At 66.1% G+C, this 23,563-nt stretch carries 19 protein-coding genes; 14 read left to right on the top strand and 5 right to left on the bottom strand.

Annotated features, from left to right (window positions below):
* Positions 1–2 precede the first annotated feature (2 nt).
* The 8 genes from M2319_RS06770 (at position 3) to ligA (ending at position 11,658) form a co-directional block, all read left to right on the top strand.
* Complete coding sequence (locus M2319_RS06770) at positions 3–932, top strand: D-alanine--D-alanine ligase (protein WP_264600684.1); 930 nt, start codon at positions 3–5, stop codon at positions 930–932.
* Positions 929–1,768, top strand: coding sequence for a cell division protein FtsQ/DivIB (locus M2319_RS06765; protein ID WP_264600683.1), 840 nt, complete (start codon positions 929–931; stop codon positions 1,766–1,768). Before M2319_RS06770 ends, M2319_RS06765 begins: the two co-directional genes overlap by 4 nt.
* Positions 1,765–3,090 carry a cell division protein FtsA gene (gene ftsA, locus M2319_RS06760; protein WP_264600682.1) on the top strand — a complete coding sequence of 442 codons (1,326 nt, stop codon included), beginning with the start codon at positions 1,765–1,767 and terminating at the stop codon, positions 3,088–3,090. The genes M2319_RS06765 and ftsA overlap by 4 nt, the downstream gene beginning before the upstream one ends.
* Before the next feature lie 91 nt (positions 3,091–3,181).
* Entirely contained in the window at positions 3,182–4,948 is a 1,767-nt protein-coding gene (gene ftsZ / locus M2319_RS06755; protein ID WP_264600681.1) for a cell division protein FtsZ, read from the top strand.
* Between the two features lie 376 nt (positions 4,949–5,324).
* Positions 5,325–6,290, top strand: a complete 966-nt coding sequence (lpxC, locus tag M2319_RS06750) for a UDP-3-O-acyl-N-acetylglucosamine deacetylase (RefSeq protein WP_264600680.1) — start codon at positions 5,325–5,327, stop codon at positions 6,288–6,290.
* Positions 6,291–6,466: 176 nt separating this feature from the next.
* Entirely contained in the window at positions 6,467–7,354 is an 888-nt protein-coding gene (locus tag M2319_RS06745; protein WP_406682074.1) for an outer membrane protein assembly factor BamD, read from the top strand.
* Positions 7,355–7,452: 98 nt separating this feature from the next.
* Entirely contained in the window at positions 7,453–9,117 is a 1,665-nt protein-coding gene (gene recN / locus M2319_RS06740) for a DNA repair protein RecN (RefSeq protein WP_264600678.1), read from the top strand.
* A gap of 393 nt (positions 9,118–9,510) precedes the next feature.
* Positions 9,511–11,658, top strand: coding sequence for an NAD-dependent DNA ligase LigA (ligA, locus tag M2319_RS06735; RefSeq protein WP_264600677.1), 2,148 nt, complete (start codon positions 9,511–9,513; stop codon positions 11,656–11,658).
* Positions 11,659–11,821: 163 nt separating this feature from the next.
* Here the strand turns inward: ligA and M2319_RS06730 are convergent, their stop codons facing one another.
* The 3 genes from M2319_RS06730 to M2319_RS06720 all read right to left on the bottom strand — a co-directional run bounded on the left by M2319_RS06730 (position 11,822) and on the right by M2319_RS06720 (position 13,971).
* Positions 11,822–12,364: a GNAT family N-acetyltransferase gene (locus tag M2319_RS06730; RefSeq protein WP_264600676.1), complete on the bottom strand. Its 543-nt coding sequence runs from the start codon at positions 12,362–12,364 to the stop codon at positions 11,822–11,824.
* Complete coding sequence (locus M2319_RS06725; RefSeq protein WP_264600675.1) at positions 12,328–12,873, bottom strand: molybdopterin-dependent oxidoreductase; 546 nt, start codon at positions 12,871–12,873, stop codon at positions 12,328–12,330. Before M2319_RS06725 ends, M2319_RS06730 begins: the two co-directional genes overlap by 37 nt.
* A gap of 108 nt (positions 12,874–12,981) precedes the next feature.
* On the bottom strand, positions 12,982–13,971 hold the full coding sequence (locus M2319_RS06720) for a radical SAM protein (protein WP_264600674.1): 990 nt from the start codon (positions 13,969–13,971) through the stop codon (positions 12,982–12,984).
* 261 nt (positions 13,972–14,232) lie between these two features.
* Between M2319_RS06720 and M2319_RS06715 the strand changes: the two genes are divergently transcribed.
* Positions 14,233–16,563 (top strand): ATP-dependent helicase, encoded by a 2,331-nt coding sequence (locus M2319_RS06715; protein ID WP_264600673.1) that lies wholly within the window; start codon positions 14,233–14,235, stop codon positions 16,561–16,563.
* Positions 16,564–16,973: 410 nt separating this feature from the next.
* On the opposite strand, the gene M2319_RS06710 is transcribed toward M2319_RS06715, so the two are convergent.
* Positions 16,974–17,498: a PAS domain-containing protein gene (locus M2319_RS06710; RefSeq protein WP_264600672.1), complete on the bottom strand. Its 525-nt coding sequence runs from the start codon at positions 17,496–17,498 to the stop codon at positions 16,974–16,976.
* 216 nt (positions 17,499–17,714) lie between these two features.
* Between M2319_RS06710 and M2319_RS06705 the strand changes: the two genes are divergently transcribed.
* A complete protein-coding gene (locus M2319_RS06705) occupies positions 17,715–18,575 on the top strand; it encodes a 50S ribosomal protein L11 methyltransferase (RefSeq protein WP_264600671.1) in 861 nt (286 codons plus the stop codon).
* 113 nt (positions 18,576–18,688) lie between these two features.
* Here M2319_RS06705 and M2319_RS06700 read toward each other — a convergent pair whose 3' ends face one another.
* Positions 18,689–18,826 (bottom strand): hypothetical protein, encoded by a 138-nt coding sequence (locus M2319_RS06700; protein WP_264600670.1) that lies wholly within the window; start codon positions 18,824–18,826, stop codon positions 18,689–18,691.
* Between the two features lie 335 nt (positions 18,827–19,161).
* Between M2319_RS06700 and M2319_RS06695 the strand changes: the two genes are divergently transcribed.
* From M2319_RS06695 to M2319_RS06680, 4 genes are all read left to right on the top strand, one after another.
* Positions 19,162–20,982 (top strand): aminopeptidase P family protein, encoded by a 1,821-nt coding sequence (locus tag M2319_RS06695; RefSeq protein ID WP_264600669.1) that lies wholly within the window; start codon positions 19,162–19,164, stop codon positions 20,980–20,982.
* 110 nt (positions 20,983–21,092) lie between these two features.
* Positions 21,093–21,626, top strand: coding sequence for a DUF4142 domain-containing protein (locus tag M2319_RS06690; RefSeq protein ID WP_264600668.1), 534 nt, complete (start codon positions 21,093–21,095; stop codon positions 21,624–21,626).
* 89 nt (positions 21,627–21,715) lie between these two features.
* Entirely contained in the window at positions 21,716–22,381 is a 666-nt protein-coding gene (locus tag M2319_RS06685; RefSeq protein ID WP_264600667.1) for a Crp/Fnr family transcriptional regulator, read from the top strand.
* A gap of 122 nt (positions 22,382–22,503) precedes the next feature.
* On the top strand, positions 22,504–23,544 hold the full coding sequence (locus tag M2319_RS06680) for a phytanoyl-CoA dioxygenase family protein (RefSeq protein WP_264600666.1): 1,041 nt from the start codon (positions 22,504–22,506) through the stop codon (positions 23,542–23,544).
* Positions 23,545–23,563: the final 19 nt, after the last annotated feature.

Here is a 23,563-nt window from a genome sequence, read left to right as displayed (position 1 = left end):
CGATGGCCAACCAGAAACACATCGCCGTCCTGATGGGCGGCTGGGCGTCCGAACGGGACGTCAGCCTCAACACCGGCGCCGGCTGCGCCGAAGCGCTGGAGCGCGCCGGCTACCGGGTGACGCGAATCGATGTCGACCGCAACATTTCCGCGGTGCTCGCCGATCTGAAGCCGGATGTCGCCTTCAACGCCCTGCACGGCCCGTTCGGCGAGGACGGCTGCATCCAGGGCATCCTGGAATATCTCGCCATCCCCTATACCCATTCCGGCGTGCTTGCCTCGGCGCTCGCCATGAACAAGGAAAAGGCCAAGCACATCTTGAAGGCCGCCGGCGTGCCGCTGGCCGAACACAAGGTCATGCACCGGCTGGAGGCCGCCAAGGGCCATCCGATGAAGACGCCCTACGTCGTCAAGCCGGTCACCGAGGGCTCGTCCTACGGCGTCCTCATCGTCGGCGAAGGGGCCGCGCATCCGCCCCAGGAACTCTACCGGGACGACTGGCCCTATGGCGACATGGTCATGGTGGAACGGTACATTCCGGGACGGGAACTTACTTGTGCGGTAATGGGTGATGTCGCCCTCGGCGTGATCGACATCGTACCGGTGGGTCTGGACTTCTACGACTACGACGCGAAATATCGCCCCGGCGGATCAAAACACATCCTGCCCGCAGAAATTTCACCGAATATTTACCAATCTATACAGAATCTTTCCCTTAAGGCGCATCAAGCGCTCGGCTGTCGCGGCGTGTCACGGGCGGATTTCCGCTATGACGACCGGCTTCATGGCACAGGGGAACTGATTTGCCTTGAAGTTAACACCCAGCCGGGAATGACGGCGACGTCGCTTGTGCCCGAGATGGCGGCCCATGCCGGTCACTCCTTCGAAGAGCTGGTGGCATGGATGGTGGAGGATGCAAGTTGCGGGCGATGATCCGTGATCGCGCGAGAAAGACCAGAAGGACGGCACGGCCGGACATCCGTCCGGCGTGGCTGCCGGCCCGTGCCGGGACCTTTGCCGCCCTTGCCTTCCTCGCCGGCTGGGGCTGGTACGGCATCGTGCTTGGCGGCCATGCCGCGGAGGTGACCGACGCCGTCTCCGAGACCGCCGGCTTCTCGATCAAGGAAGTGCGCATCTCCGGCCAGAAGGAGATCGAGGAGCGCCAGATTCTCTCCGCGCTGGCGATCCCGGAAAAGAACTCGCTGTTCACCTACGACATCGCCTCGGCCTACTCCCGCGTTTCGGACATTCCGTGGGTCGAACAGATTTCAATTCGCAAGCTCTACCCGGCGACCCTGCAGGTCACCGTCAAGGAACGGGAGCCCTTCGCGCTGTGGCAGCGCGGCCAGGTGCTTTCCGTCATCGACCGCGACGGCAGGGTGATCGCCGATACCATCCGCCCGCGCTATGCCGGCCTGCCGATGATCGTCGGCCATGGCGGCCAGAAGCGCGCCGCCGACTATGTCGAACTTCTCAACCGGTTCCCGACCCTGAAGCCGCGGGTCAACGCCGGCGTGCTGGTCGCCGAACGGCGCTGGAACCTGGTGCTCGACAACGGCATCGAAATCCGGCTGCCGGAAAAGGGCGCCAATGCCGCGCTGAAGGAACTGGTCGCACTCGACAATGAGCACGGGCTCCTGTCGCGCGACATCACCGCCGTCGACCTCCGGCTCGACGACCGCATCGTCGTCCGGCTCTCCGAGGGCGCTGCGGAAGCGCGCCGCGAATTCATCAAGAAGAGCGGCCTGACCGCCGGGGCGGAAACATGAGCGGCGCCGTTTCGGACACCCGCGTGCCCCGGATGCGGCCGCTGACGACACGGCGGCCGTCGATCGTGTCGGTGCTCGACGTCGGCTCGACCAAGATCTGCTGCCTGGTCGCCAAGCTGAAGCCGCGCGAGGCCGACAAGCTTCTTCCCGGGCGCACCCACACCATCGAGGTGATCGGCTTCGGCCACCAGCGCTCGCGCGGCGTCAAGTCCGGCGTCGTCGTCGATCTCGATGCCGCCGAACAGGCGATCCGCATGGTCGTCGATTCGGCCGAGCGGATGGCCGGGGTGACCATCGAATCGCTGATCGTCAACGTCTCCTGCGGCCGGCTCGGTTCCGAAGCCTTCTCCGCCAACGTCCTCATCGACGGCGAGGAAGTTCGGCGCAGCGACATCCAGCGAGTGCTGGAAGCCGGCAGCCTGCACACCGCCCATGACGGGCGCATCGTCGTCCATTCGCTGCCGATCGGCTACGCGCTCGACGGCAATCGCGGCATCGACGATCCCTGCGGCATGATCGGCAAGCGCCTCGGCGTCGACATGCATGTCGTGACCGCCGACGCCGCGCCGGTGCGCAATCTGGAACTGACCGTCAACCGCAGCCATCTCGACGTCGAGACCATGGTGGCGACACCCTATGCGAGTGGCCTGTCGACGCTGGCGGAAGACGAGGCTGAACTCGGCGTTGCGGCCGTCGACATCGGCGGCGGCACGACCTCGATCGCGGTCTTCGCCGGCGGCCAGGTGGTCCATGTCGACGCCGTGCCGCTCGGCGGCCACCACATCACAACGGATCTGGCGCGCGGCCTGTCGACCAGGCTGCAGGACGCCGAACGACTGAAGACCTTGCACGGCAGCGCCATCGGCACGGCCGCGGACGAGCGACGGGTGCTCACGATTCCGCCGGTCGGCGAGGATGACGGCGATGCCGCGACCCAGGTTCCGCGAGCCCTTTTGTCCCAGATCATCGGCCCGCGGATCGAGGAGATCCTGGAAATGGTGCGGGATCGCCTCAACCAATCGGGTTTTGCCGGGCGTATCGGCAAACGCGTCGTCCTGACGGGCGGATCGAGCCAGCTTACCGGCCTGCCGGAAGTGGCGCGACGGATTCTCGGGCGCAATGTCCGGCTCGGGCGGCCTCTGGGTGTGGCCGGCCTGCCGGAGGCGGCCAGGGGTGCGTCCTTCGCGTCGGCGGTCGGATTGCTGATCTATCCGCAAGTTGCGCAAATCGAACAGTTCGAAGTGCGTTCCGCCCGCCAGAAAATGACAGGAACTGGAGGCTATTTCTCCCGGTTCGGGAACTGGATCAGGGAAAGCTTCTGACAGCCGCGGAAGGGTCAAAACGGTGACGGTTGAAGAAGACGGAACGGAACGCCGCGAAGACGCGGCTGCCAATGAAGCACACGAGGGTGCCATGACAAGTATCAATCTGAAGATGCCGGACATTACCGAGCTGAAGCCCAGGATTACCGTGTTCGGTGTCGGTGGCGCCGGTGGCAATGCGGTCAACAACATGATCCAGGCCGGGCTGGACGGCTGCGACTTCGTCGTCGCCAATACCGACGCCCAGGCGCTGTCGCTGTCGAAGGCGGAGCGGATCATCCAGATGGGCGTGGCGGTGACCGAGGGTCTCGGCGCCGGCTCGCAGCCGGAAGTCGGCTGTGCCGCGGCCGAAGAGGTGATCGACGAGATCAAGGATCACCTGGAAGGTGCGCACATGGTGTTCGTCACCGGCGGCATGGGCGGCGGCACCGGCACCGGTGCGGCGCCGGTGATCGCCCGGGCGGCCCGCGAGCTCGGCATCCTGACCGTCGGCGTCGTCACCAAGCCGTTCCATTTCGAGGGCCAGCGCCGCCAGCGCACGGCTGAGGCCGGCATCGAGGAGCTGCAGGCCAGCGTCGACACCCTGATCGTCATTCCGAACCAGAACCTGTTCCGGATCGCCAACGAGAAGACGACCTTCGCGGACGCCTTCGCGATGGCCGACCAGGTGCTCTATTCGGGTGTTGCCTGCATCACCGACCTGATGGTCAAGGAAGGCCTCATCAATCTCGACTTCGCCGACGTGCGCTCGATCATGCGGGCCATGGGCAAGGCGATGATGGGCACCGGCGAGGCCTCCGGCGAGAAGCGCGCCCTGCAGGCGGCGGAAGCCGCGATCGCCAATCCGCTGCTCGACGAGACCTCCATGAAGGGCGCCCGCGGCCTTCTGATCTCGATCACCGGCGGCAAGGACCTGACGCTGTTCGAGGTCGACGAGGCGGCCACCCGCATCCGCGAAGAAGTGGACACCGAGGCCAACATCATCCTCGGCGCCACCTTCGACGATTCCCTGGAGGGCATCATCCGCGTCTCCGTCGTCGCCACCGGCATCGACCGGGTCGAGATGGAAGAGGCGAGCCCGGCCGAGACCCGTATGGCGGAGCTGGCCGCGCGGCTGAAGAACGCCTCCGGCAAGGGCGCCGAGCGGCCGGAGATCGCTGCGGACATCGCGCCGATCGCGGCCGAGACGACGCCGCGCACGGTGCCGGCAACGCCGCGCCCGCAGGCGGCCAAGGCGCCGCGTCCGGCCGAGCCGCCGCGTGCTGCCCCGACGAGCGCCGACCCGGAGGTCACCATCGAGCCCTATCGGCCCGAACCGGTGATGGAAGACGATGCGGCCCCGGCACTCGACGAGGCCCCCGCTGTGGAATCGGCGGCAGACCAGGTCGATGGGCCCTACATCCCGCCGGCAGCGGAAATTCCGGTGCGCGCGCCGCGCATGCCGCGGGTCGAGGAGTTCCCGCAGATCGCCCAGCAGGAGCTGCGCGGCGGCGAGGACCACGACGAGGAGCGCCGCCCGATCAGCCTGCTTCGGCGGCTGGCCAGCGGCCTCGTCCACCGGGAAGACGAGGACGAGGAGCACGGCTTGCCGCCGCAGGCCGCGGCCTCGCCCGCCCGCAAGGAGCCGGTCCGGCCGGAGCCTGTGCGCACCGAAGCGCCGCGGGCCGAAGCCCCGAAGCCGGCAGCCTCGCGCAAGCCGACCTCGGAATTCGCCAAGCCGCAGGCGCCGCGCCCGCAGGCCGAACGCCCGCGCCAGGCCGAACTGGACCCGCACGGCCGGACGATGCCGCCCCAGGCTTCGCCGCTCGAGGACGACCAGCTGGAGATTCCGGCGTTCCTGCGCCGCCAGGCCAACTGACGGCCTCAAGCGGGACCTGACGAAGACAAAAAAACGGGCGCCGGCACAATCGGCGCCCGTTTTTTGATCCTGGTTTTGAAATAGGCAAAGGACCGTTTTGCGGTTCCATGATAGTCAATGGATTCAATAAGTTACGAGTGTATCAGTCGTAACAAAACGTAAAAAAGCTTGATTTTGTTCCCCACCCCCCGGCCTATAAAGTGACGATCGGTCCGGTCGACTACAGGTCGCATCGGATGGGGATCTGTGCACCCGCCACCTCCAGGCGCCGGTTCGAAACACTTTCGACATTTGCGCAGGACCCCTCAAGGGACGGAACGGACCGACCCGGCACGGCCGGCGGCTTCGGACCGGAGTTTCAACGAAGGGGCACTTTATGAAGCGGTACAACAATCGGCATAAAGGAGAGCTCCAGACGACCCTCGCCGAGGCGGTAACCCTTTCCGATATTGGCGTACATTGCGGCCAGCCCGTTTCCATCACCCTGACCCCTGCCGATCCCGATTCCGGGATCGTTTTTCAATTGAGCCACCCCAAATCCGGCGCCGAAGTCGAGATTGAGGCAACCTGGCAGTCCGTCGCCGCGACGGAGCTGTGCACGGTGATCGCCTCTCCGTGCGGCGCCAGTGTGGCGACCATCGAACATCTGATGGCGACCTTCCGCGGCCTCGGCGTCGACAACGTCGTGGTGGAGATCGACGGCCCGGAAGTCCCGGTCATGGACGGCAGCTCGGGGCGCTTCGTCGACGCCATCGAGCAGGTCGGCCTCGTCGCCTCGTCCACCGCCCGGCGCTATCTGCAGGTCCTGAAGCCGGTCCGCGTCGACCGCGGCGACTGCTTCGGCGAGTTCCTGCCCCATGACGGCTGCCGCTTCGACATCACCATCGATTTCGACACGCCGCTGATCGGCCGCCAGCGTTTCGACGCCGAGCTGACCCCGGAGGTGTTCCGCGACCAGCTTTCCCGCGCCCGCACCTTCGGCTATCTGCGCGACGTGGAGAAGCTGTGGTCCATGGGCTACGCCCTCGGCTCGTCGCTGGAGAATTCCGTCGCCATCGCCGACGACCGCATCCTCAATCCGGAGGGCGTGCGCTGGCCGGACGAGTTCGTCCGCCACAAGGCGCTCGACGCGGTCGGCGACCTCGCCCTTGCCGGCATGCCGATCCTCGGCCTCTACCGCTCCTACAAGGGCGGCCACAAGCTCAACTACCTGGCGCTGAAGGCGCTGATCGAGGATGCCTCGGCCTGGCGGGTCGTGGAGAAGCCCTCGCGCGGCGTTGCCGGTCATGCCGATGTCGCCACCTTCGTCAATGCGCCCCTGCTCGGGCCCGACGTTTCCTGAACCGGCTCGCTGCCGCGCGCGCATCTTCCCTCGGTCACAAAAATGCTCCAATGCCACGACACAGAACGTGGCATCGCGCCACCATTTGGGGTAAAAGGCCCGGATGGGCGGGTTTGAAAGAACCGAATTCCGGCACGTTGCGTATCGCCGCGCCATCTGAAGGGACCGACGCTCGCATGGAGACCATGAGACATCCGCGTCACCGAAGCATTTCGGCAGAGCGGGGCATTTCGGCTGATCGGGCTGGCGTGCGCCGGGCCGCGCGTACTGCGACCGCGCTGATTGCCGCTGCGCTGATCGCCGGCGCCTGCTCGACCAAGGAAGAAGAATTCGACGGCACGCCGGCCGACCAGCTCTACAATCAGGGCCTGGCGCTGACGAATTCGGGCAAATACAGCAAGGCCGCCCAGCAGTTCGACAAGGTCGAGAAGGAACACCCCTATTCGCGCTATTCGCAAAAAGCGCTGATCATGGCGGCCTATACGAACTACACCAGCGGCAAGTTCGACGACGCGATCATCGCCGCGCGGCGCTATGCGACGCTGCACCCGACCGATCCGGACACGGCCTATGCGCTCTACATCATCGGCCAGTCCTACTTCAAGCAGATCCCGGACGTCACCCGCGATCAGAAGATGACCGAGAAGGCGCTCGCCGCCATGCAGGAGGTCGTCACCCGGTTTCCCGAATCCGAATATGCCGACGACGCCAACCGCAAGATCAACATCACGCGGGACCAGCTCGCCGGCAAGGAGATGGAGGTCGGCCGCTACTACCTGGCGCGCCGCAACTACATCGCTGCCATCAACCGGTTCCGCGTCGTCGTCACCAAGTACCAGACGACCCGGCACATCGAGGAAGCGCTGGCCCGGCTGACCGAATCCTATTATTCGCTCGGCGTTGTCAGCGAGGCGCAGACGGCCGCGGCTGTCCTTGGGCATAATTTCCCGGACAGCGAATGGTACAAGGACGCCTACACCCTGCTCAGGGAAGGCGGCTACAAGCCGGACGAGGATAAGGCAAGCTGGATCAGCAAGGCGTTTTCCGGTACCGGTCTGATCTGAGCCGGCGGAACGGCCGGCCGGCGCGCCGCGCGGTCTCGCGCGGCCGTCCCGCTTCAGCCGCGCTTATCGCCATCGCATCGATCGTCTGACCGACCGCCATGCTCGCCGCCCTCGCCATCCGCGACATCGTCCTCATCGACAAGCTGGATATTGCGTTTTCCGACGGCCTGACCGCGCTGACCGGCGAGACCGGCGCCGGCAAATCCATCCTTCTCGACGCGTTGGCGCTGGCGCTCGGCGGGCGCGGCGACGCCGGGCTGGTGCGCAACGGCACCTCCCAGGGCCAGGTGACGGCCGTGTTCGATCCGCCGATGGACCATCCGGCGCGGGCACTCCTTGCCGAGAACGAGATCGAGGCCGACGGCGATCTGATCCTGCGCCGGGTGCAGAACGCGGACGGGCGCTCGCGCGCCTTCGTCAACGACCAGCCGGTGGGCGTCGCCATGATGCGGCGGATCGGCGCGAGCCTCGTCGAAATCCACGGCCAGCACGACGACCGGGCGCTTGTCGATGCCAGCGCCCATCGCAGCCTGCTCGACGCCTTCGGCGGGCTTGAAGCCGACGCCGCCAGGGTGGCGGCGATCCACGAGGCGGTGCGCGTCGCGGCGAGTGCCCTCAAGAAGCACCAGACACGGATCGAGGAGGCGCGTCGGGAGGCGGACTTTTTGCGGACCAGCGTCGAGGAACTCACGCAGCTTGCGCCGCAGTCGGGCGAAGAGACCGAGCTTGCCGAGCGGCGCCAGGCGATGATGCAGGCGGAAAAGATCGCCGGCGACATCAACGACGCCTACGAGACGATTTCCGGCCAGGCCTCTCCGGTGCCGGAGCTGTCCGGCGTGCTGCGGCGGCTTGAGCGCAAGATTCCGGAAGCGCCCGGCGTCCTTGAGGGCGTCGTCGATGCGCTCGGGCGGGCGATCGATTCCCTTGAGGACGCCCGCGCCGGGCTGGAGGCCGCGATCGCTGCGTCCGAATTCGATCCGCGTGTGCTTGAGCAGACCGAAGAGCGGTTGTTCGCGTTGCGCGGGGCTGCACGAAAATTCCGGGTGCCGGTGGAGGACCTGTCGGCGCTCGCGGCACAGATGGCCGCCGACCTCGCCGATCTCGATGCCGGCGAGGAAAAGCTGGCAGGGCTGGAGGCCGAACTCGCTGATGCCCGCAAAGCCTATGTCAAGGCGGCCAAGGACCTCTCTGCGAAGCGGCAAAAGACGGCCAAGGCACTGGAGGCCTCGGTGGACAAAGAGTTGCCGGCGCTGAAGCTGGAGCGGGCGCATTTTTCCGTCTCCATCGAGACCGACGAGGGATCGGAAAGCCCTGACGGGTTCGATACCATCGAGTTCTGGGTGCAGACCAATCCGGGCACGCGACCGGGGCCGATGGTCAAGGTGGCGTCCGGCGGCGAGCTTGCCCGGTTCCTGCTGGCGCTCAAGGTCTCGCTCGCCGACAAGGGCTCGGCGCCGACGCTGATCTTCGACGAGATCGACACCGGCGTCGGCGGCGCCGTCGCGGAAGCCATCGGCGTCCGGCTGCGCCGCCTTGCCGAACGGGTGCAGGTCGTCACCGTTACCCATGCGCCGCAGGTGGCGGCCCGCGCGAACGCCCATCTGCGGGTTTCCAAGGCGTCTGTCGGCAAGGAGGCGGTGGCGACGCGGCTCGACACGCTGGGCGAGGCCGAGCGCCAGGAGGAGATCGCCCGCATGCTCTCCGGCAGCACGGTCACCGACGAGGCGCGGGCGGCGGCCGGCAAGCTGCTCATCCATCCGTGAGGGGGTGGGTGGCCCCCAAACGATAAGCACTAGCATCAAGGTCAGCGCATGCGGTTCTGACTGGCGCCCGCACCCCACTCCGCGTCATTGCCGGGCTTGACCCGGCAATCCATGAGGCCTTTCAAAACAATCAGTTGGCAGCTTTTTCGCTCGGCTGACAACACGGTCCGGCCCAGCAGACCGGGAACGCCTGCTGGCCTATTGAAGCGACAATACCTATAGGATAGGCAACATGGATCACCGGGTCTGGGCCCGGTGATGATGCCGAGTGTGTGGGTGTCGGATGCGGTTGGTCGCGGGCGCTTGCCTTGGTCGACCTCCGCGTCATGAAGACGGACGGACGGAACGCCGGGAAACGGTCGCGGGGCGCCGGGCCAACGAGGAGAGAATCGCGTGGCGGACGGGTCGCAAAAGAAGCCGGTTGAAGAGCTCACCGAAGAAGAGGCCGCCGCGGAGCTCGCCCGGCTTGCCGAGGAGATCGCCGGCCACGACCGCCGCTACTATCTGGACGACCAGCCCTCGGTCAGCGATGCGGACTACGACGCGCTGCGCCGCCGCAACCAGGCGATCGAGGAAGCCTTTCCGGAACTGAAGCGCGAGGATTCGCCGACCGAGCGGGTCGGCGCGGCGCCGACGGGGGCGTTTTCCAAGGTCCGGCACGCGGTGCCGATGCTCTCCCTCGACAATGCCTTTTACGACGAGGACGTCGCCGATTTCGCCGCCCGCGTGCGCCGGTTCCTGGGGCTTTCCGCCGACGAGGAGCTTGCCTTCACCGCCGAGCCGAAGATCGACGGCCTGTCGCTGACGCTACGCTACGAGAACCGCAAGCTGGTGGTGGCCGCGACCCGCGGCGACGGCACGGAGGGCGAGAACGTCACCGCCAACGCGCGGACCATCGACGACATCCCGGTGACGCTGCCTGAACGCGCGCCTGAACTCGTGGAGGTGCGCGGCGAGGTCTATATGACCCACCAGGCGTTCGAGGAGCTCAATGCGCGCCAGGAGGCGGCCGGCAAGCAGACCTACGTCAATCCGCGCAACACGGCGGCCGGGTCCCTGCGCCAGCTCGATGCGTCTGTCACCGCCGAACGGCCCTTGAAATTCTTCGCCTATGCCTGGGGCGAGATGAGCGAATTGCCGGCCGACACGCAGTATGAGGTGGTCTCCGCCTTTGGCGATTGGGGTTTTTCGGTCAATCCGGCGATGCGGCTCTGCCGGACCATCGAGGAGATGCTCCAGACCTATCGCGAGATCGAGGAGGGCCGGGCGAGGCTCGACTACGACATCGACGGCGTCGTCTACAAGGTCGACCGGCTCGACCTGCAGCGCCGGCTCGGCTTCGTCTCGCGCTCGCCGCGCTGGGCCATCGCCCATAAGTTTCCGGCGGAGCGGGCGACGACCGTCGTCAACGCCATCGAGATCAATGTGGGGCGCACCGGCACGCTGACGCCGGTGGCGAAACTGCAGCCGGTGACGGTCGGCGGCGTCGTCGTTGCCAACGCGACGCTGCACAACGAGGACTATATCGCCGGCATCGGCGGCAAGGGTGAGGTGATCCGCGACGGCAAGGACATCCGCGTCGGCGACACCGTCACCGTGCAGCGGGCCGGCGACGTCATCCCGCAGATCGTCGATGTCGACCTCGACAAGCGGCCGGAGGACTCGGCTCCTTACGAGTTCCCGACGACCTGTCCGGTCTGCGGCTCCCATGCCGTGCGCGAGGTGGCGGAAAAGACCGGTCGGATCGATGCGCGGCGGCGCTGCACCGGCGCGTTAATCTGCCCGGCCCAGGCGATGGAGCGGCTGAAGCATTTCGTCGCCCGCGATGCCTTCGACATTGAGGGGCTCGGCGCCAAGCAGGTGGAGACTTTTTATCAGGACGGGCTGATCAAGCAGCCGGCCGACATCTTCCGGCTTCGGGACGAGGACGCCAAATCCCTCAAGAAGCTGAAGGACCGCGAGGGCTGGGGGCCGAAGTCGGTGGACAATCTCTTTGCCGCCATCGACGAGCGGCGCTCCATCGACCTCTACCGCTTCATCTATGGCCTCGGCATCCGCCATGTGGGCGAGACGACGGCAAAACTGCTCGCGCGCTCCTATGGGAGCTTTGCCGCCTTCCGCGAGGCGATGGAAGCGGCGACGGACCGGGAAAACGAGGCCTGGGCCGACCTCAACAACATCGACGGCATCGGCGAGGTGGTGGCCGACGCCATCGTCGAGTTCTTCGCCGAGGAGCACAATCGCGAGGCGATCGACGCGCTGCTTGCCGAGGTGACGCCCCAGGAGGCCGAGACGATCGCGGCGGACGGCTCGCCCGTTGCCGGCAAGACGGTGGTCTTTACCGGTTCCCTGGAGCGCATGACCCGCGACGAGGCCAAGGCCATGGCCGAGCGCTTCGGCGCCAAGGTCTCCGGCTCGGTGTCGAAGAAGACCGATCTCCTCGTTGCCGGTCCGGGCGCGGGCTCGAAGCTGACCAAGGCCAAGGACCTCGGCGTGGAGGTCATCGACGAGGACGGCTGGTTCGATCTGGTGGGGGCTTAAGAGGTGCTTTCGTGGGATTGAGTATCCGTCATCGCGAGGAGCCGTAGGCGACGCGGCGATCCAATGCCGCTTGCTCGGAGTGCGCGGCTTTCTGGATTGCCGCGTTCGCTTCGCTCACTCGCAATGACGTATTTCGGATAATATTGCTTGTGCGTTTGGCGCCCTAAAGCCGCCTGACAAGATAGCGCACGGTCTTGCCGCGGTTGGAGAGATGTGCCTGCCCCGCCTCCTCGAAGCCCAGTTTCGCGTGGAAGGCGGCGGAGCCGGGATTCGGCGGTTCGAGATTGACCTCACAGCCGATCACGGTGCGATCTGCGGTGCGCGCTCTTCGAAAGAGTTCCTCATACATCTGGCGGCCGAGGGCCCGGCCCTTCTGCCCGGCGGAAACGACGATCCGGTCGACATAGACGAAGCGCGGAAACCGGTCGGCGAACCAGGCAAAGTTCGGGTTCTCGTAGCCGGCCCGCTCGTCGAACGCGATCAGGAAGCCCGATGACGGCGGAATGTAGCCCGCAAGGAACGCGTCGGAGACGAGGTCGTGCCATGCGGCTGCCGTCAGCAACGAGGTTTCGCGGCTGTGGTCGTTGTTGAGGGCGAGCAACGCCGCGTGTATATCGGCGTCGGCGGTTGCGATATCGCGGATTCTGGACGCCATCGTGCCTGCTGTTCTTACTCGGCCGCGATGACGAACACCGACCAGACCCATTTCGCCTCGGCGTCTTCGGAGGCCGTGCCGTCGCCGGTGTCGTAGAGCAGCCAGGCCGGGCCTCGGCCGCCGATGGCGAGCGGCGTGCCGTCCATCTCGATCGCCAGCACCCAGTCCCTGGCCGCACGGTCGGCGGGGCTGAGCGTGACGCCGTAGCCGTCGAGGGCAAAGAGCGTGACCGTGGCGTCGTCGGCGACGCCGGCGGCGTCAAGCACGTCCTTCAAGGGCGGCCCGGATGCGGTCACGGGTTTTGGCCAGGGCGCGGCCTTGGCGGTGACGGTCCGCTGCGGCAGGGCCTTCAGGGCCGCCCGGTCGAAGGCGAAGGCCTTTTCGAACTCCTTGCCGTGGAACTTGAAGAAGGCGTCGCGAAACGGATCGAACCCCGGTCGGTTGCTGGTGCCGACCTTACCGATGACGGTGAGCGTCGCCGGCGCCGCGTCGTCGGCGCGGGCCGGCGCGTGCAGCATCAGGACCGTCGCGACGGCGGCGAAAAAGACGAAGACTCTCATGGCTGGCTTTCCTCCCCCGGCGTTCTTTTGCCCGGGCAGGATGACAGGGCGGCCGCGAATGGGAAGGGGATTTGCGCCAAGCCGTCCGCCGGCGAGGGCCGGCACGCATCATTTCTTGGTGAGGTCGACCTTGTAGCCCATGTTTTCCGCGTTGGAATAGGAGCAGTTGGCGCAGATTTCGTGCTTTTTCAGGTAGCCATCGCGGCGGGCTTTCGCGGCTTCGTCGGAGCGGTAGGCGGCCAGAAAACCGCCGTCCTTGATGTTGGGCATCGCGACCTTCTGGTCGTAGTCGATGCAGCAAAGGCCGAGGGAGCCGTCCCAGAAGACGAGGGTGGCGGCCACCGGCTCGTCGCAGAGCGGGGAGACGGTGTTGGCGACGTTGCGGCGCAGTTCCGGCGATTTCGGGATGAACCGCTCGGCCGTCCGCTTTTCCTCCTCACTGGTGTAAGTGCCGGAGGAAAAGGTCTTGAAGCGGATGCGGTCGATGCCGATCTCCTTTGCCCAGGCGGTGATGTCGTCGACCTGGTGCTCCGAATAGGCGGTCAGAAGTGTCTGCAGAATGCACAAGGGGTTTTCGGCGCCGAGATGGGCGCGGGTGCGCATGAACATCTCGATGTTGCGCTTGACCTGGTCGAAGTTCGACCGCACCCGGTAGGCTTCCTGGGCCTCCTTGTCGAAGCCGTCCATGCACAGATAGACGCGGGAGAGGCCGGCGCCGATCAGCTCCTCGGCGAGCCGCTCCGACAGCTTGGTGCAGTTGGTGGACAGGAACGTCTTGTGGCCGGCGCCGGAGGCGCGCGCGACGAGGCGCGGCAGGATCGGGTTCAGCGTCGGCTCGCCGGAAAAGTTGAAGAAGATCTCCGGCTTTTCCGCCGCGCCCTCGAAATCGCCGATGATGCGCTCGAAGGTCTCCATCGTCATCATGCCGCGGCGGCGGGTCATGGCGATCGTCACCGGACAGACCGGACAGCGCAGATTGCACGAATTGGTGACGTCGATGACGATGATCTTCGGCGCCTCCTTGAAGGCGGACAGCGGCAACACGTCCGGCTCGCTGGTGGCTTCGCCGCTTTTCAGCCGCAGTTCAGGCTTCGTCATTATCGCACCGTTGGCAGTCATGGCTGGAGTTCCCCAGCCATATAACATTGCAAAGCCAATGGTAAAGGCGGGCACATCCTTACGCCTGCCGGGTGCGCCGCCGGGCGAGGCCGTGTCGGCGGCCTTCGTCCCTTGAGATGTTTACATTTCGTTCCGAATCCTTTTGTTGCCGCACGGACGCGCTATAGTTCCGAATCAGATGACCAGAGATTCCAGATACCAGCACGCACAGCGCCCCGACCTTCGCCGGAGGGCCCGCTGATGGCCGGCGCCAGCGAACCGGTCGCCGGCGGCATTGCCGCGCGGGCGCTTTCCGCCCGCGGGGGCTGGCCGGAGTACCTTGCCGACCTCAACCCGGAGCAGCGGGCAGCCGTCGAAGCCCTCGACGGCCCTGTGCTGGTGCTTGCCGGCGCCGGCACCGGCAAGACGCGGGTGCTGACGACGCGCATCGCTCACATTCTTGCGAGCGGGCGGGCCTGGCCGAGCCAGATCCTTGCCGTCACCTTCACCAACAAGGCGGCGCGGGAAATGCGCGAGCGGATCGGCCGGCTGGTCGGCGGCTCGGTGGAGGGCATGCCCTGGCTCGGCACGTTCCACGCCATCGGCACCAAGATCCTGAGGCGCCACGCCGAGCTGGTCGACCTGCGCTCGGACTTCACCATCCTCGACACCGACGACCAGATCCGCCTCATCAAGCAGGTGATCCAGGCCGACGGCCTCGACGACAAGCGCTGGCCGGCGCGCCAGTTCGCCGGACGAATCGACCACTGGAAGAATCGCGGGCTTATGCCGGAGGACCTTTCCGAGGGCGAGGGCCGCACCTTCGGCAATGGTCGCGGGCGTATCCTCTATGCGGCCTACCAGGAGCGGCTGAAGACGCTGAACGCCTGCGACTTCGGCGATCTCCTCTGCCACGTCATCAAGCTGTTCCGGAAGAACCACGACGTCTTGGCTGACTTCCAGGGCCGGTTCCGGTTCATGCTGGTCGACGAGTATCAGGACACCAACGTCGCCCAGTATCTGTTCCTGAGGCTCCTCGCCCAGAACAATCCGAACCTTTGCTGCGTCGGCGACGACGACCAGTCGATCTATGGCTGGCGCGGGGCGGAGGTCGACAACATCCTGCGCTTCGAGCACGACTTTCCGGGCGCGACCGTGATCCGGCTGGAGCGCAACTACCGCTCCACCGCGCATATTCTGGGTGCGGCCTCCCACCTCATCGCCCATAATGACGGGCGGCTCGGCAAGACGCTGTTCACCGAAGCCGACGACCCGGACGCCGACCGGGTCGCGGTGCGGGCGTCCTGGGATTCGGAGGAGGAGGCGCGCCAGATCGGCGACGAGATCGAGGCGCTGCAGGGCAAGGGCCATTCGCTCGACCAGATGGCGATCCTCGTTCGCGCATCGTTCCAGATGCGCGAGTTCGAGGACCGGTTCGTGACCCTCGGCCTGCCCTACCGGGTGATCGGCGGCCCGCGCTTTTACGAGCGCATGGAGATCCGCGACGCGCTCGCCTATTTCCGCGCCACGCTGCAGCCGGCCGACGATTTGGCGTTCGAGCGCATCGTCAACAAGCCGAAGAGGGGCCTCGGCGAGGTCACCCTGAAGCTGGTCCACGAGCAGGCGCGGGCGCGCAACATCCCGCTGATGCAGGCGGCGAGCGACCTCGTCCAGACCGAGGAGATGCGGCCGCAGGCGCGCAACTCGCTTGCCGGCGTCCTGAAATCCTTTTCCCGCTGGCGCGATCTCATCGAGACCCTGCCGCACACCGAGCTTGCCGAGATGATCCTCGATGAGTCCGGCTACACGGAGATGTGGCAGAACGACCGTTCGCCGGACGCGCCGGGGCGGCTGGAGAACCTGAAGGAACTCATCCGCTCCATGGAGGAGTTCGACACCCTGCAAGGGTTCCTGGAGCACGTCTCGCTGGTGATGGACGCGGACCGGGCCGACGGCGCCGATGCCGTCAATCTGATGACGCTGCATTCGGCCAAGGGCCTGGAATTCGACACCGTGTTCCTGCCCGGCTGGGAGGAGGGCCTGTTCCCGCACCAGCGCGCCCTCGACGAGGGTGGGCGCTCGGGGCTCGAAGAGGAGCGGCGCCTTGCCTATGTGGGCCTGACGCGGGCGCGGGACCGCGTCCACGTGTTCTTTGCCTCCAACCGGCGCATCCACGGCATGTGGCAGTCCTCGGTGCCCTCGCGGTTCCTCGACGAGCTGCCGGCAGAGCATGTCGACGTCGTCGAGCAGAACACAAACTATGGCGGCTATGGCGGCCGGCCCTACGGCGCCAGCCGCTTCGACAAGGCCGAGGCGTTCTCGTCAAGCAGCTATACGACCCCCGGCTGGCAACGGGCGCAGAAATCCGGCCGCCCGCAACGTCCGCCCCAGGGCCGGGCACCGATGATCGAGGGCGAACTGGTCGCCAAGAGCGTCACGGCGACCGAGAGCCTTTTCTCGGTCGGTGAGCGGGTCTTCCATATGAAATTCGGCTATGGCGCGATTTCCCAGATCGACGGCAACAAGCTGACCATCGATTTCGAAAAGGCCGGGCGAAAAAGGGTGCTGGATTCGTTCGTGGAGCGGCATTGAGGACGGTGCTGCGGTGGTCCCGCTAGCGGTCTTCTGGACCGCTCGCCAAGAGCACCGCCGTCACCCCGGACTTGATCCGGGGCCTATTGCCCCTCTCGGCACGGTATGCCGGTCGATGGTAGGACGAGGGCGTGGTCCGGAGATCGGCCGTGTGAAGGGCCGATGCGGGCTACAATGTTGCGGCGGGCAATGGATCCCGCCTCTCCGCTTCGTTCCGGCCGGGATGACGGAAATGGAAGCTGGGCGTATGGAAATCCGCGCCGAGCTGGTCGCCCTGGATTGCTTCGCTGCGCTCGCAATGACGGTCTATTGCTGATTCATCAATAGTTTCAGAGTCATTGCGAGGAGGCCGACAGGCCGACGCGGCAATCCATAAACGGCCTCGACACGTGCCAACCGCAATAGCCGCCTCACAACGTCAGAACGAACTCGTCATATTCCTTCGACACGGACCTGAGCAGATCGTCGATGGCCGCGGTGGAGCGGGCAAGGCCCTCTTTCCGGTTCTTTTCCGCCTTCTCCTTGGCGAGCAGCTCGGCATAGAGCGGCTCGATCGTGTTTGTCAGGATGTCGCGGTCCGGCACCCTTCGGTTGGAGTGGTAGCCGACGATGTTGCCGCTGGCATCGAAGGACGGGGTGGCGTGGGCGAACACCCAGTAGTAGCGGCCGTCCCGGGCCATGTTCTTGACGTAGCCGAAAATCTCCCGGCCGTCGGCGATGGTGTCCCAGAGCAGCTTGAAGACGGCGCGCGGCATGTCCGGATGGCGGATGATGTTGTGCGGCTGGCCGATGAGTTCCTTCTCCGAATAGCCGGCAACATTCAGAAAGACGCGATTGGCGTAGGTGATCCGGCCCTTCAGGTCGGTCTTGGATACAATGATATCATCGTCTGCGAAGAATATTTCTTCGTCTATGGTCTCAATCTTGTTGGCCATGCCAAACTGTCCTGGGCTTTGCGATCCATTATGCTTGCACTGTGAAATTATATATTTGAGATATTGTTAAATCATGCCGTTGCATTCGCGGGATCCCCTTGGCGCGGCATCCCCTTGGCGCGGCAAACCCGCAAAAACGATTCTTCCGGACGACAAAACCCATTATGGTCCGCCGGCCGCGACCGTCGTCGCGACAGAGACATTCGGAGGCGAGGGATGTTCCGGGCGGTTGCCTATCTCAGCGAGCCGGAAGCGCGGATGCTGTCCGCGATCTTCATGGAGGACGAGACCAGCGGCGCGCTGGCGTCCGCCGCCCTTGAGGAAAGCGAGACCCGCTGGTTCTGCGAGGTGCTGTTCGACGAGGCACCGGACGCGGCCACGCTCGACGCCTATGCGCGCGACATGACGGGCCTTGAGGCCTCGTTCGAGGTCATGGCGCTGCCCGATATCGATTGGGTGGCCAAGAGCCTTGAGGGGCTGACCGCGGTGACGGCCGGCCGGTTCGTGGTGCACGGCGCCCATGAGCGGGCGGCCGTGCCGGCCAACGCCGTCGGTATCGAGATCGAGGCCGGCCAGGCCTTCGGCACGGGCCACCACGCGACCACCTGGGGCTGCCTTTCCGCCATCGACCGGCTGACCAGGAAGCGGGCCTACAAACATCCGCTCGACCTCGGCTGCGGCTCCGGCGTGCTCGCCATCGGCCTTGCCAGGGTGCTGCGGGGAAAGGTGCTGGCCAGCGATATCGATCCGCTCGCCGTGCGGGTGGCGCGGGGCAATGCCCGCCTCAACGGGGTTTCGGCGTTTGTGACGACGGTGGTTGCCGGCGGCATGCAGCACCGGGCGATCGCCGGCGCGGCTCCGTTCGACCTTATCGTCGCGAACATCCTCGCCCGGCCGCTGAGGGCGCTCGCCTTCGACATCGCGCGCGCGATGTCGCCCGGCGGCGACCTCATCCTGTCGGGCCTGCAGCTTGGCGACGTGCGCCGCATCCATGCGACCTACCGGGCCGCAGGGTTTTCGCGCATCGCCGAGATCCGCCGCGACGGCTGGGCGACACTTATACTGAGGTTCGGGTGAAAAACGGGACCGCCGGAACGCTTCGGCGGCGGTGTCCCATCCGTACCGGGGTCGGGGGCGTACCCCCGAGCCGGTCGGTTCGATTTCTTGTAAAGTTGGCGGGTTCGCCCGGATCAGTACGGGAAGGGATTGGCCCCTTCAGCCTCGATCTTCTTGCGGTCGTAACCCAGCTCGGCGAGCGTGTCGTCGTCGAGGGTCAACAGATAGCCGTTGACGTATTTCTTGGCCTGAAGCTCGCGACCCTTGGTCACCTTGTCAAGCATCCGCCGCAAAGCGGAGGAGGTGGACGTGGTTACTTTGGTCGTAAGTTCTGCCGTGGATGCTATTGCAGTCGCCATGATACGATATCCTTTTATCGTGGCGGGCGATCATCCCTAGACGCAAATAAGTATAAGAACGAAATTGATATTCGGTATCCCCGGAACGGAATGCCAGACTTGCGTTTTTCGCAGGTGCGAACGGCCTTTTTCGCGGTGCAGCATAATTGATGTGCGGAAACCGCCGGTTTTTGATGCTTAATGCCGATTTGCTGAGCAGATGCCACTCCACCGTTGCAGGGCGGGAAATCCCATCGTATGGAACGCGGATGTACCAGTCCTTTGATGACATTGCCGACCCCGCCGCGGCGCTGCCGCGTATACAGCGCCTGCGCGAGGAGATGGCGCAGCGCTCGCTCGACGGGTTCCTCGTGCCGCGCGCCGACGAGCACCAGGGCGAGTATGTGCCGCCCAATGCCGAACGCCTCAGCTACATCTCCGGCTTTACCGGGTCCGCCGGCCTTGCCGTCGTGCTGGCCAATGAGGCGGCGGTGTTCGTCGACGGCCGCTACACCGTGCAGGTGGTCGAGCAGGTCGATGCCGACACATTCCAGGCCATCCACATGGCCGACCAGATGCCGCGCGACTGGCTGAAGGAACGGCTAAGTGAGGGCATGCGCATCGGCTACGACCCGATGCTGCATCCGCTTGGCGAGGTCCGCAAATACGAGGCGCTGTGCGCGGAGGCGGGCGCTGAGTTCGTGCCCTGCGAGACCAATCCGCTCGACGCCACCTGGGACGACCGGCCGGCGCCGCCACTCGGCCCCGTGCATCTCCACCCGATCGACTATGCCGGCGAGGAGGCGAGCGACAAGATCGCCCGGATCAATGGCGTCCTTGGCGAGAAGAAAGCCGATGCGGCGGTGCTGACGACGCCGGAATCGATCTGCTGGCTGTTCAACATCCGCGGCTCCGACGTTACCCATGTGCCGCTGGTGACGAGCTTTGCGATCCTCAACCGGGAGGCAAAACCGCAGCTCTTCGTCGACGGCCGCAAGCTCTCCAATGCCGTGCGCGATGCACTTTCCGGCCTTGCCGAGATTTCCGAGCCCGATGCGCTCCTTGCCGGGCTCGATGCGCTCGGCGCGGCGAAGGCCCGCGTGCTGGTCGACCCGAACATTGCCGGGGCGGCGATCCCGCGGCGCATCGAGGCGGCCGGCGGCACGGTTGTCGAAGGCGCCGATCCGGTGCTGCTGCCGAAGGCGACCAAGAACGCCGCGGAGATCGACGGCGCCCGCGCCGCCCATGCCCGCGACGGCGTCGCGCTCGCAAAATTCCTCGCCTGGTTCGACAGGACCGCGCCGGGCGGCGAGCTCACCGAGATCGCGGCGGCCAAGAAGCTCGAAGAGTTCCGCGCGGCCTCCGGCATGCTGAAGGATCTCTCCTTCGATTCCATTTCCGCCGCCGGTCCGCACGCGGCGATCCCGCATTACCGGGTCAGCTATTCCAGCAATCTCCGGATCGAGCCGGGCATGCTCTACCTGATCGATTCCGGCGGCCAGTATCTGGACGGCACCACGGACGTCACCCGCACCATTGCGGTCGGCGAGCCGAGCGCGGAAATGCGCGACCGCTTCACCCGCGTCCTCAAGGGCCATATCGCCATTTCGACGGCGAAATTCCCGAAGAACACCTCCGGCGCGCAGCTCGACGCTCTGGCGCGGATGGCGCTGTGGAAGGCCGGGCTCGATTTCGACCACGGCACCGGCCACGGCGTCGGCGCCTATCTCTCCGTCCACGAGGGACCGCAGCGCATCTCCAAGGCCGGCACGGTGCCGCTGGAAGCCGGTATGATCGTCTCCAACGAGCCGGGCTACTACAAGGCCGGCCATTTCGGCATCCGCATCGAGAACCTGGAACTCGTCACGGACCCTTGCGCGGTGCCGGACGGCGAGCGGGCGATGCATGCCATGGAGACGCTGACGCTGGCACCGATCGACCGGCACCTGATCGTCGCCGAAATGCTGACGGCGGAGGAGCGCGGCTGGCTCGACACCTACCATGCCCTCGTCTTCACCGAGATCGGCCCGCAGGTCGACAACGGCACCTATCGCTGGCTGGAAAAGGCAACGCGGCCGATCGCCGGCTGACGCATCCGATCTTTTCGAAAAACGCTCGGCTTTGTAGCTTCGGCTACAGAGCGCCGGCAGCGGTCTGCCTAGGGTCCCTTCCAGGAACACGAAACGGGAAGGAGAGACCAATGAACGCCCTTTTCAAGACCGGGCTTTGCCTGATGCTGGCCCTTGTTGCCGTCCGCGCCACGCCGGCGGTTGCCGGCGACCTCGACGACGAGACGATCTTCGCCATTTTCGACCAGGCCAACATGGCCGACATCGCCACCGGCCGGCTCGGCTGGAAGAAGGGCGAGAGCGAGGAAGTGCGGGCGCTGGCGAAGATGGTCGTGACCGACCACAGCGCCGTACAGAGAATGGGCCGCGACGTCGCCGCCAAGATGGGCGTCCTCGGAACGCCGCCGGACGGCGACGGGTCCTGGGCCGCCCAGGCCGCGGCGCTGGAAAAGCTCGACAAGCTGTCCGGCCGGGAATTCGACGAGGCCTATCTGCGCTACGAAATCGCCTACCACACCGCCGTCATCGAGGCGATCGAGACGACGCTGTTGCCGGCGATCGAGGACGCGGACTTCAAGGCGCTGGTGGAAAAGGTGCTGCCCGGGTTCAAGCATCACCTCGCCGCCACCAGGCAGGCGGCCGACGCGATGGGCGTCGGCTACTGACCGCTCACCGCATTGACGCGGGCCCGGAATTGGCGCTCCCTCAGCCGGAGCGCCGGTAACGGGCCGGCGCCGGTCGGGGGCGTTGGCCAATGGGCGAGGACGCGATGCGGTTCGTGGAGCGCATGAGCGAAGGGGGGCGGGCGCTCCTAGCCGAGCGTCTCGTGCGCAAGTCCTTTGCCAGGGGGAGCCGGGTGATCGACCGGGGCGATGCCGTCTCCGGCGCCTATTTCGTGCTCGACGGCGCGTTGCGGGTGTTCACGGTCGGCGCAAGCGGCAAGCAGGCAACGCTCTACCGGATCGAACCCGGCGAGACATGCGTCCTCGCACTCAACGCGCTCTTCAACGACGTGCTCTATCCGGCCTTCGTGGAGGCGGCGGCCGACACCACGATCGGCATCGTGCCGGGCAGCACCTATCGCGTTCTGTTCGCCGGCGAGGCACCGGTCCAGGACCTGACCGTGCGGGCGCTGTCCTCCGCCGTCTTCGGCATCATGACCGAACTGGAACGGCACACCACCCAGACCGTCGCCCAGCGGCTTTCCGGCTACCTCATCCTGAAGGCGGCGGCCGACGGCACGGTCCGGAACACCCAGCAGGAGCTTGCCGCGGAAATCGGCACGACGCGCGAGGTGATCGGCCGGCTGATGGCGCAGTTCGCCGAACAGGGGCTGGTGAAGACGGAACGCGGCCGCATCACGCTGGTCGACCGCCGGCGCCTCGGCGCCGTGCCGAGCCCTGCCGGGGATGCGCTTTGATCCGGTCTCTGGCGGTTTTCTTGCCGCCGTTCTCAAGGCAGGATAGAAATACCGACGGGGGATATTCGTTTTATCCGGAGATCTGACGGGCCGACGCGCGGCGGCTCCGGGCGGAGGTGTCGATGTCGAGATCCGCACTGTCCTACCTGAAGGCGCCGCTGTGGGCCGCAGAGCTTGCTACCGGCGCCAAGTCGTTCCAGGCCAATCCGATCATCGGCAGCCCGGCGCTCAACAAGCGCGGCCTCCACGTGGCGCGCATCCGCGCCGCGGAGCGGATGGCCGACTGGCGGCGGGCGCAGATGCGCCATCTGGCAACGCCGGAGGACCGCGAGGCATTCGCGCGCGACGGCTTCGTCGTCAAGAAGAACGTCCTTTCCGACGGCGATTTCGCCAAGCTGCGCGAGGAACTGGTCGAGGGCACCTTCGAGGCGCGGGAAATGCGCCAGGGCGCCACCGTCACCCGCTTCGTGCCGCTCGACCGCGCGCTGCTGGAGCGCCTGCCGGTGACGCGCGAGCTGGTAACCGGGCCGCTGTTCCAGGGCCTGCTGCGCTACATGGCCTCGTTCAACGCCGAGCCGATCCTGTTCCTGCACATCGTCCTCACCGATCCCACCCGCGGCGACCAGGACCCGCAGACGGCGGTTCATTCGGATACCTTCCAGCCGACGGCCAAGTGCTGGTTCTTCATGCACGACATCGCCGAGGACGAGGGGCCCTACACCTACGTGCCCGGCTCGCACCGGATGACGCCGGGACGGATCGCCTGGGAATACAAGAAGAGCCTGACGGCGCACGCCGATCCGGTCGTCTACCATGCCCGGGGCTCGTTCCGGGCGACCCTGGAGGACCTTGAGGAGATGGGCTTTCCGGCGCCGGTCTCCGTCGCCGTGCCGGCCAACAGCTTCGTCGTCGCCGACACCCACGGCTTCCACGCCCGCGCCGTCAGCACCAAGCCGACGGTGCGCTTCGGTATCTACGGCTCGCTGCGCGGCAGCCCGTTCGCGCCGCTGACCGGCCTCGATGTGGCGCGGCTGCCGATGATGTCCAACCGCAAGGTCGCCTGGTACGTCAACTGGCTCGATCTCAGGGAAAGGCTCGGCGGCAAGAAGACGCCGCTGCAGCCGGCCGGGCCCATGAAACCCATGGACCCGGTGAAGCGCTAGGCCGGCCTCGGTTGCGCCG

The sequence above is a fragment of the Rhodobium gokarnense genome (assembly GCF_025961475.1).
In the GTDB taxonomy this organism is placed as follows: domain Bacteria; phylum Pseudomonadota; class Alphaproteobacteria; order Rhizobiales; family Rhodobiaceae; genus Rhodobium; species Rhodobium gokarnense.
Note: the sequence above shows the minus strand (reverse complement) of the source record. Positions and strands in the feature narration are given on the sequence as shown.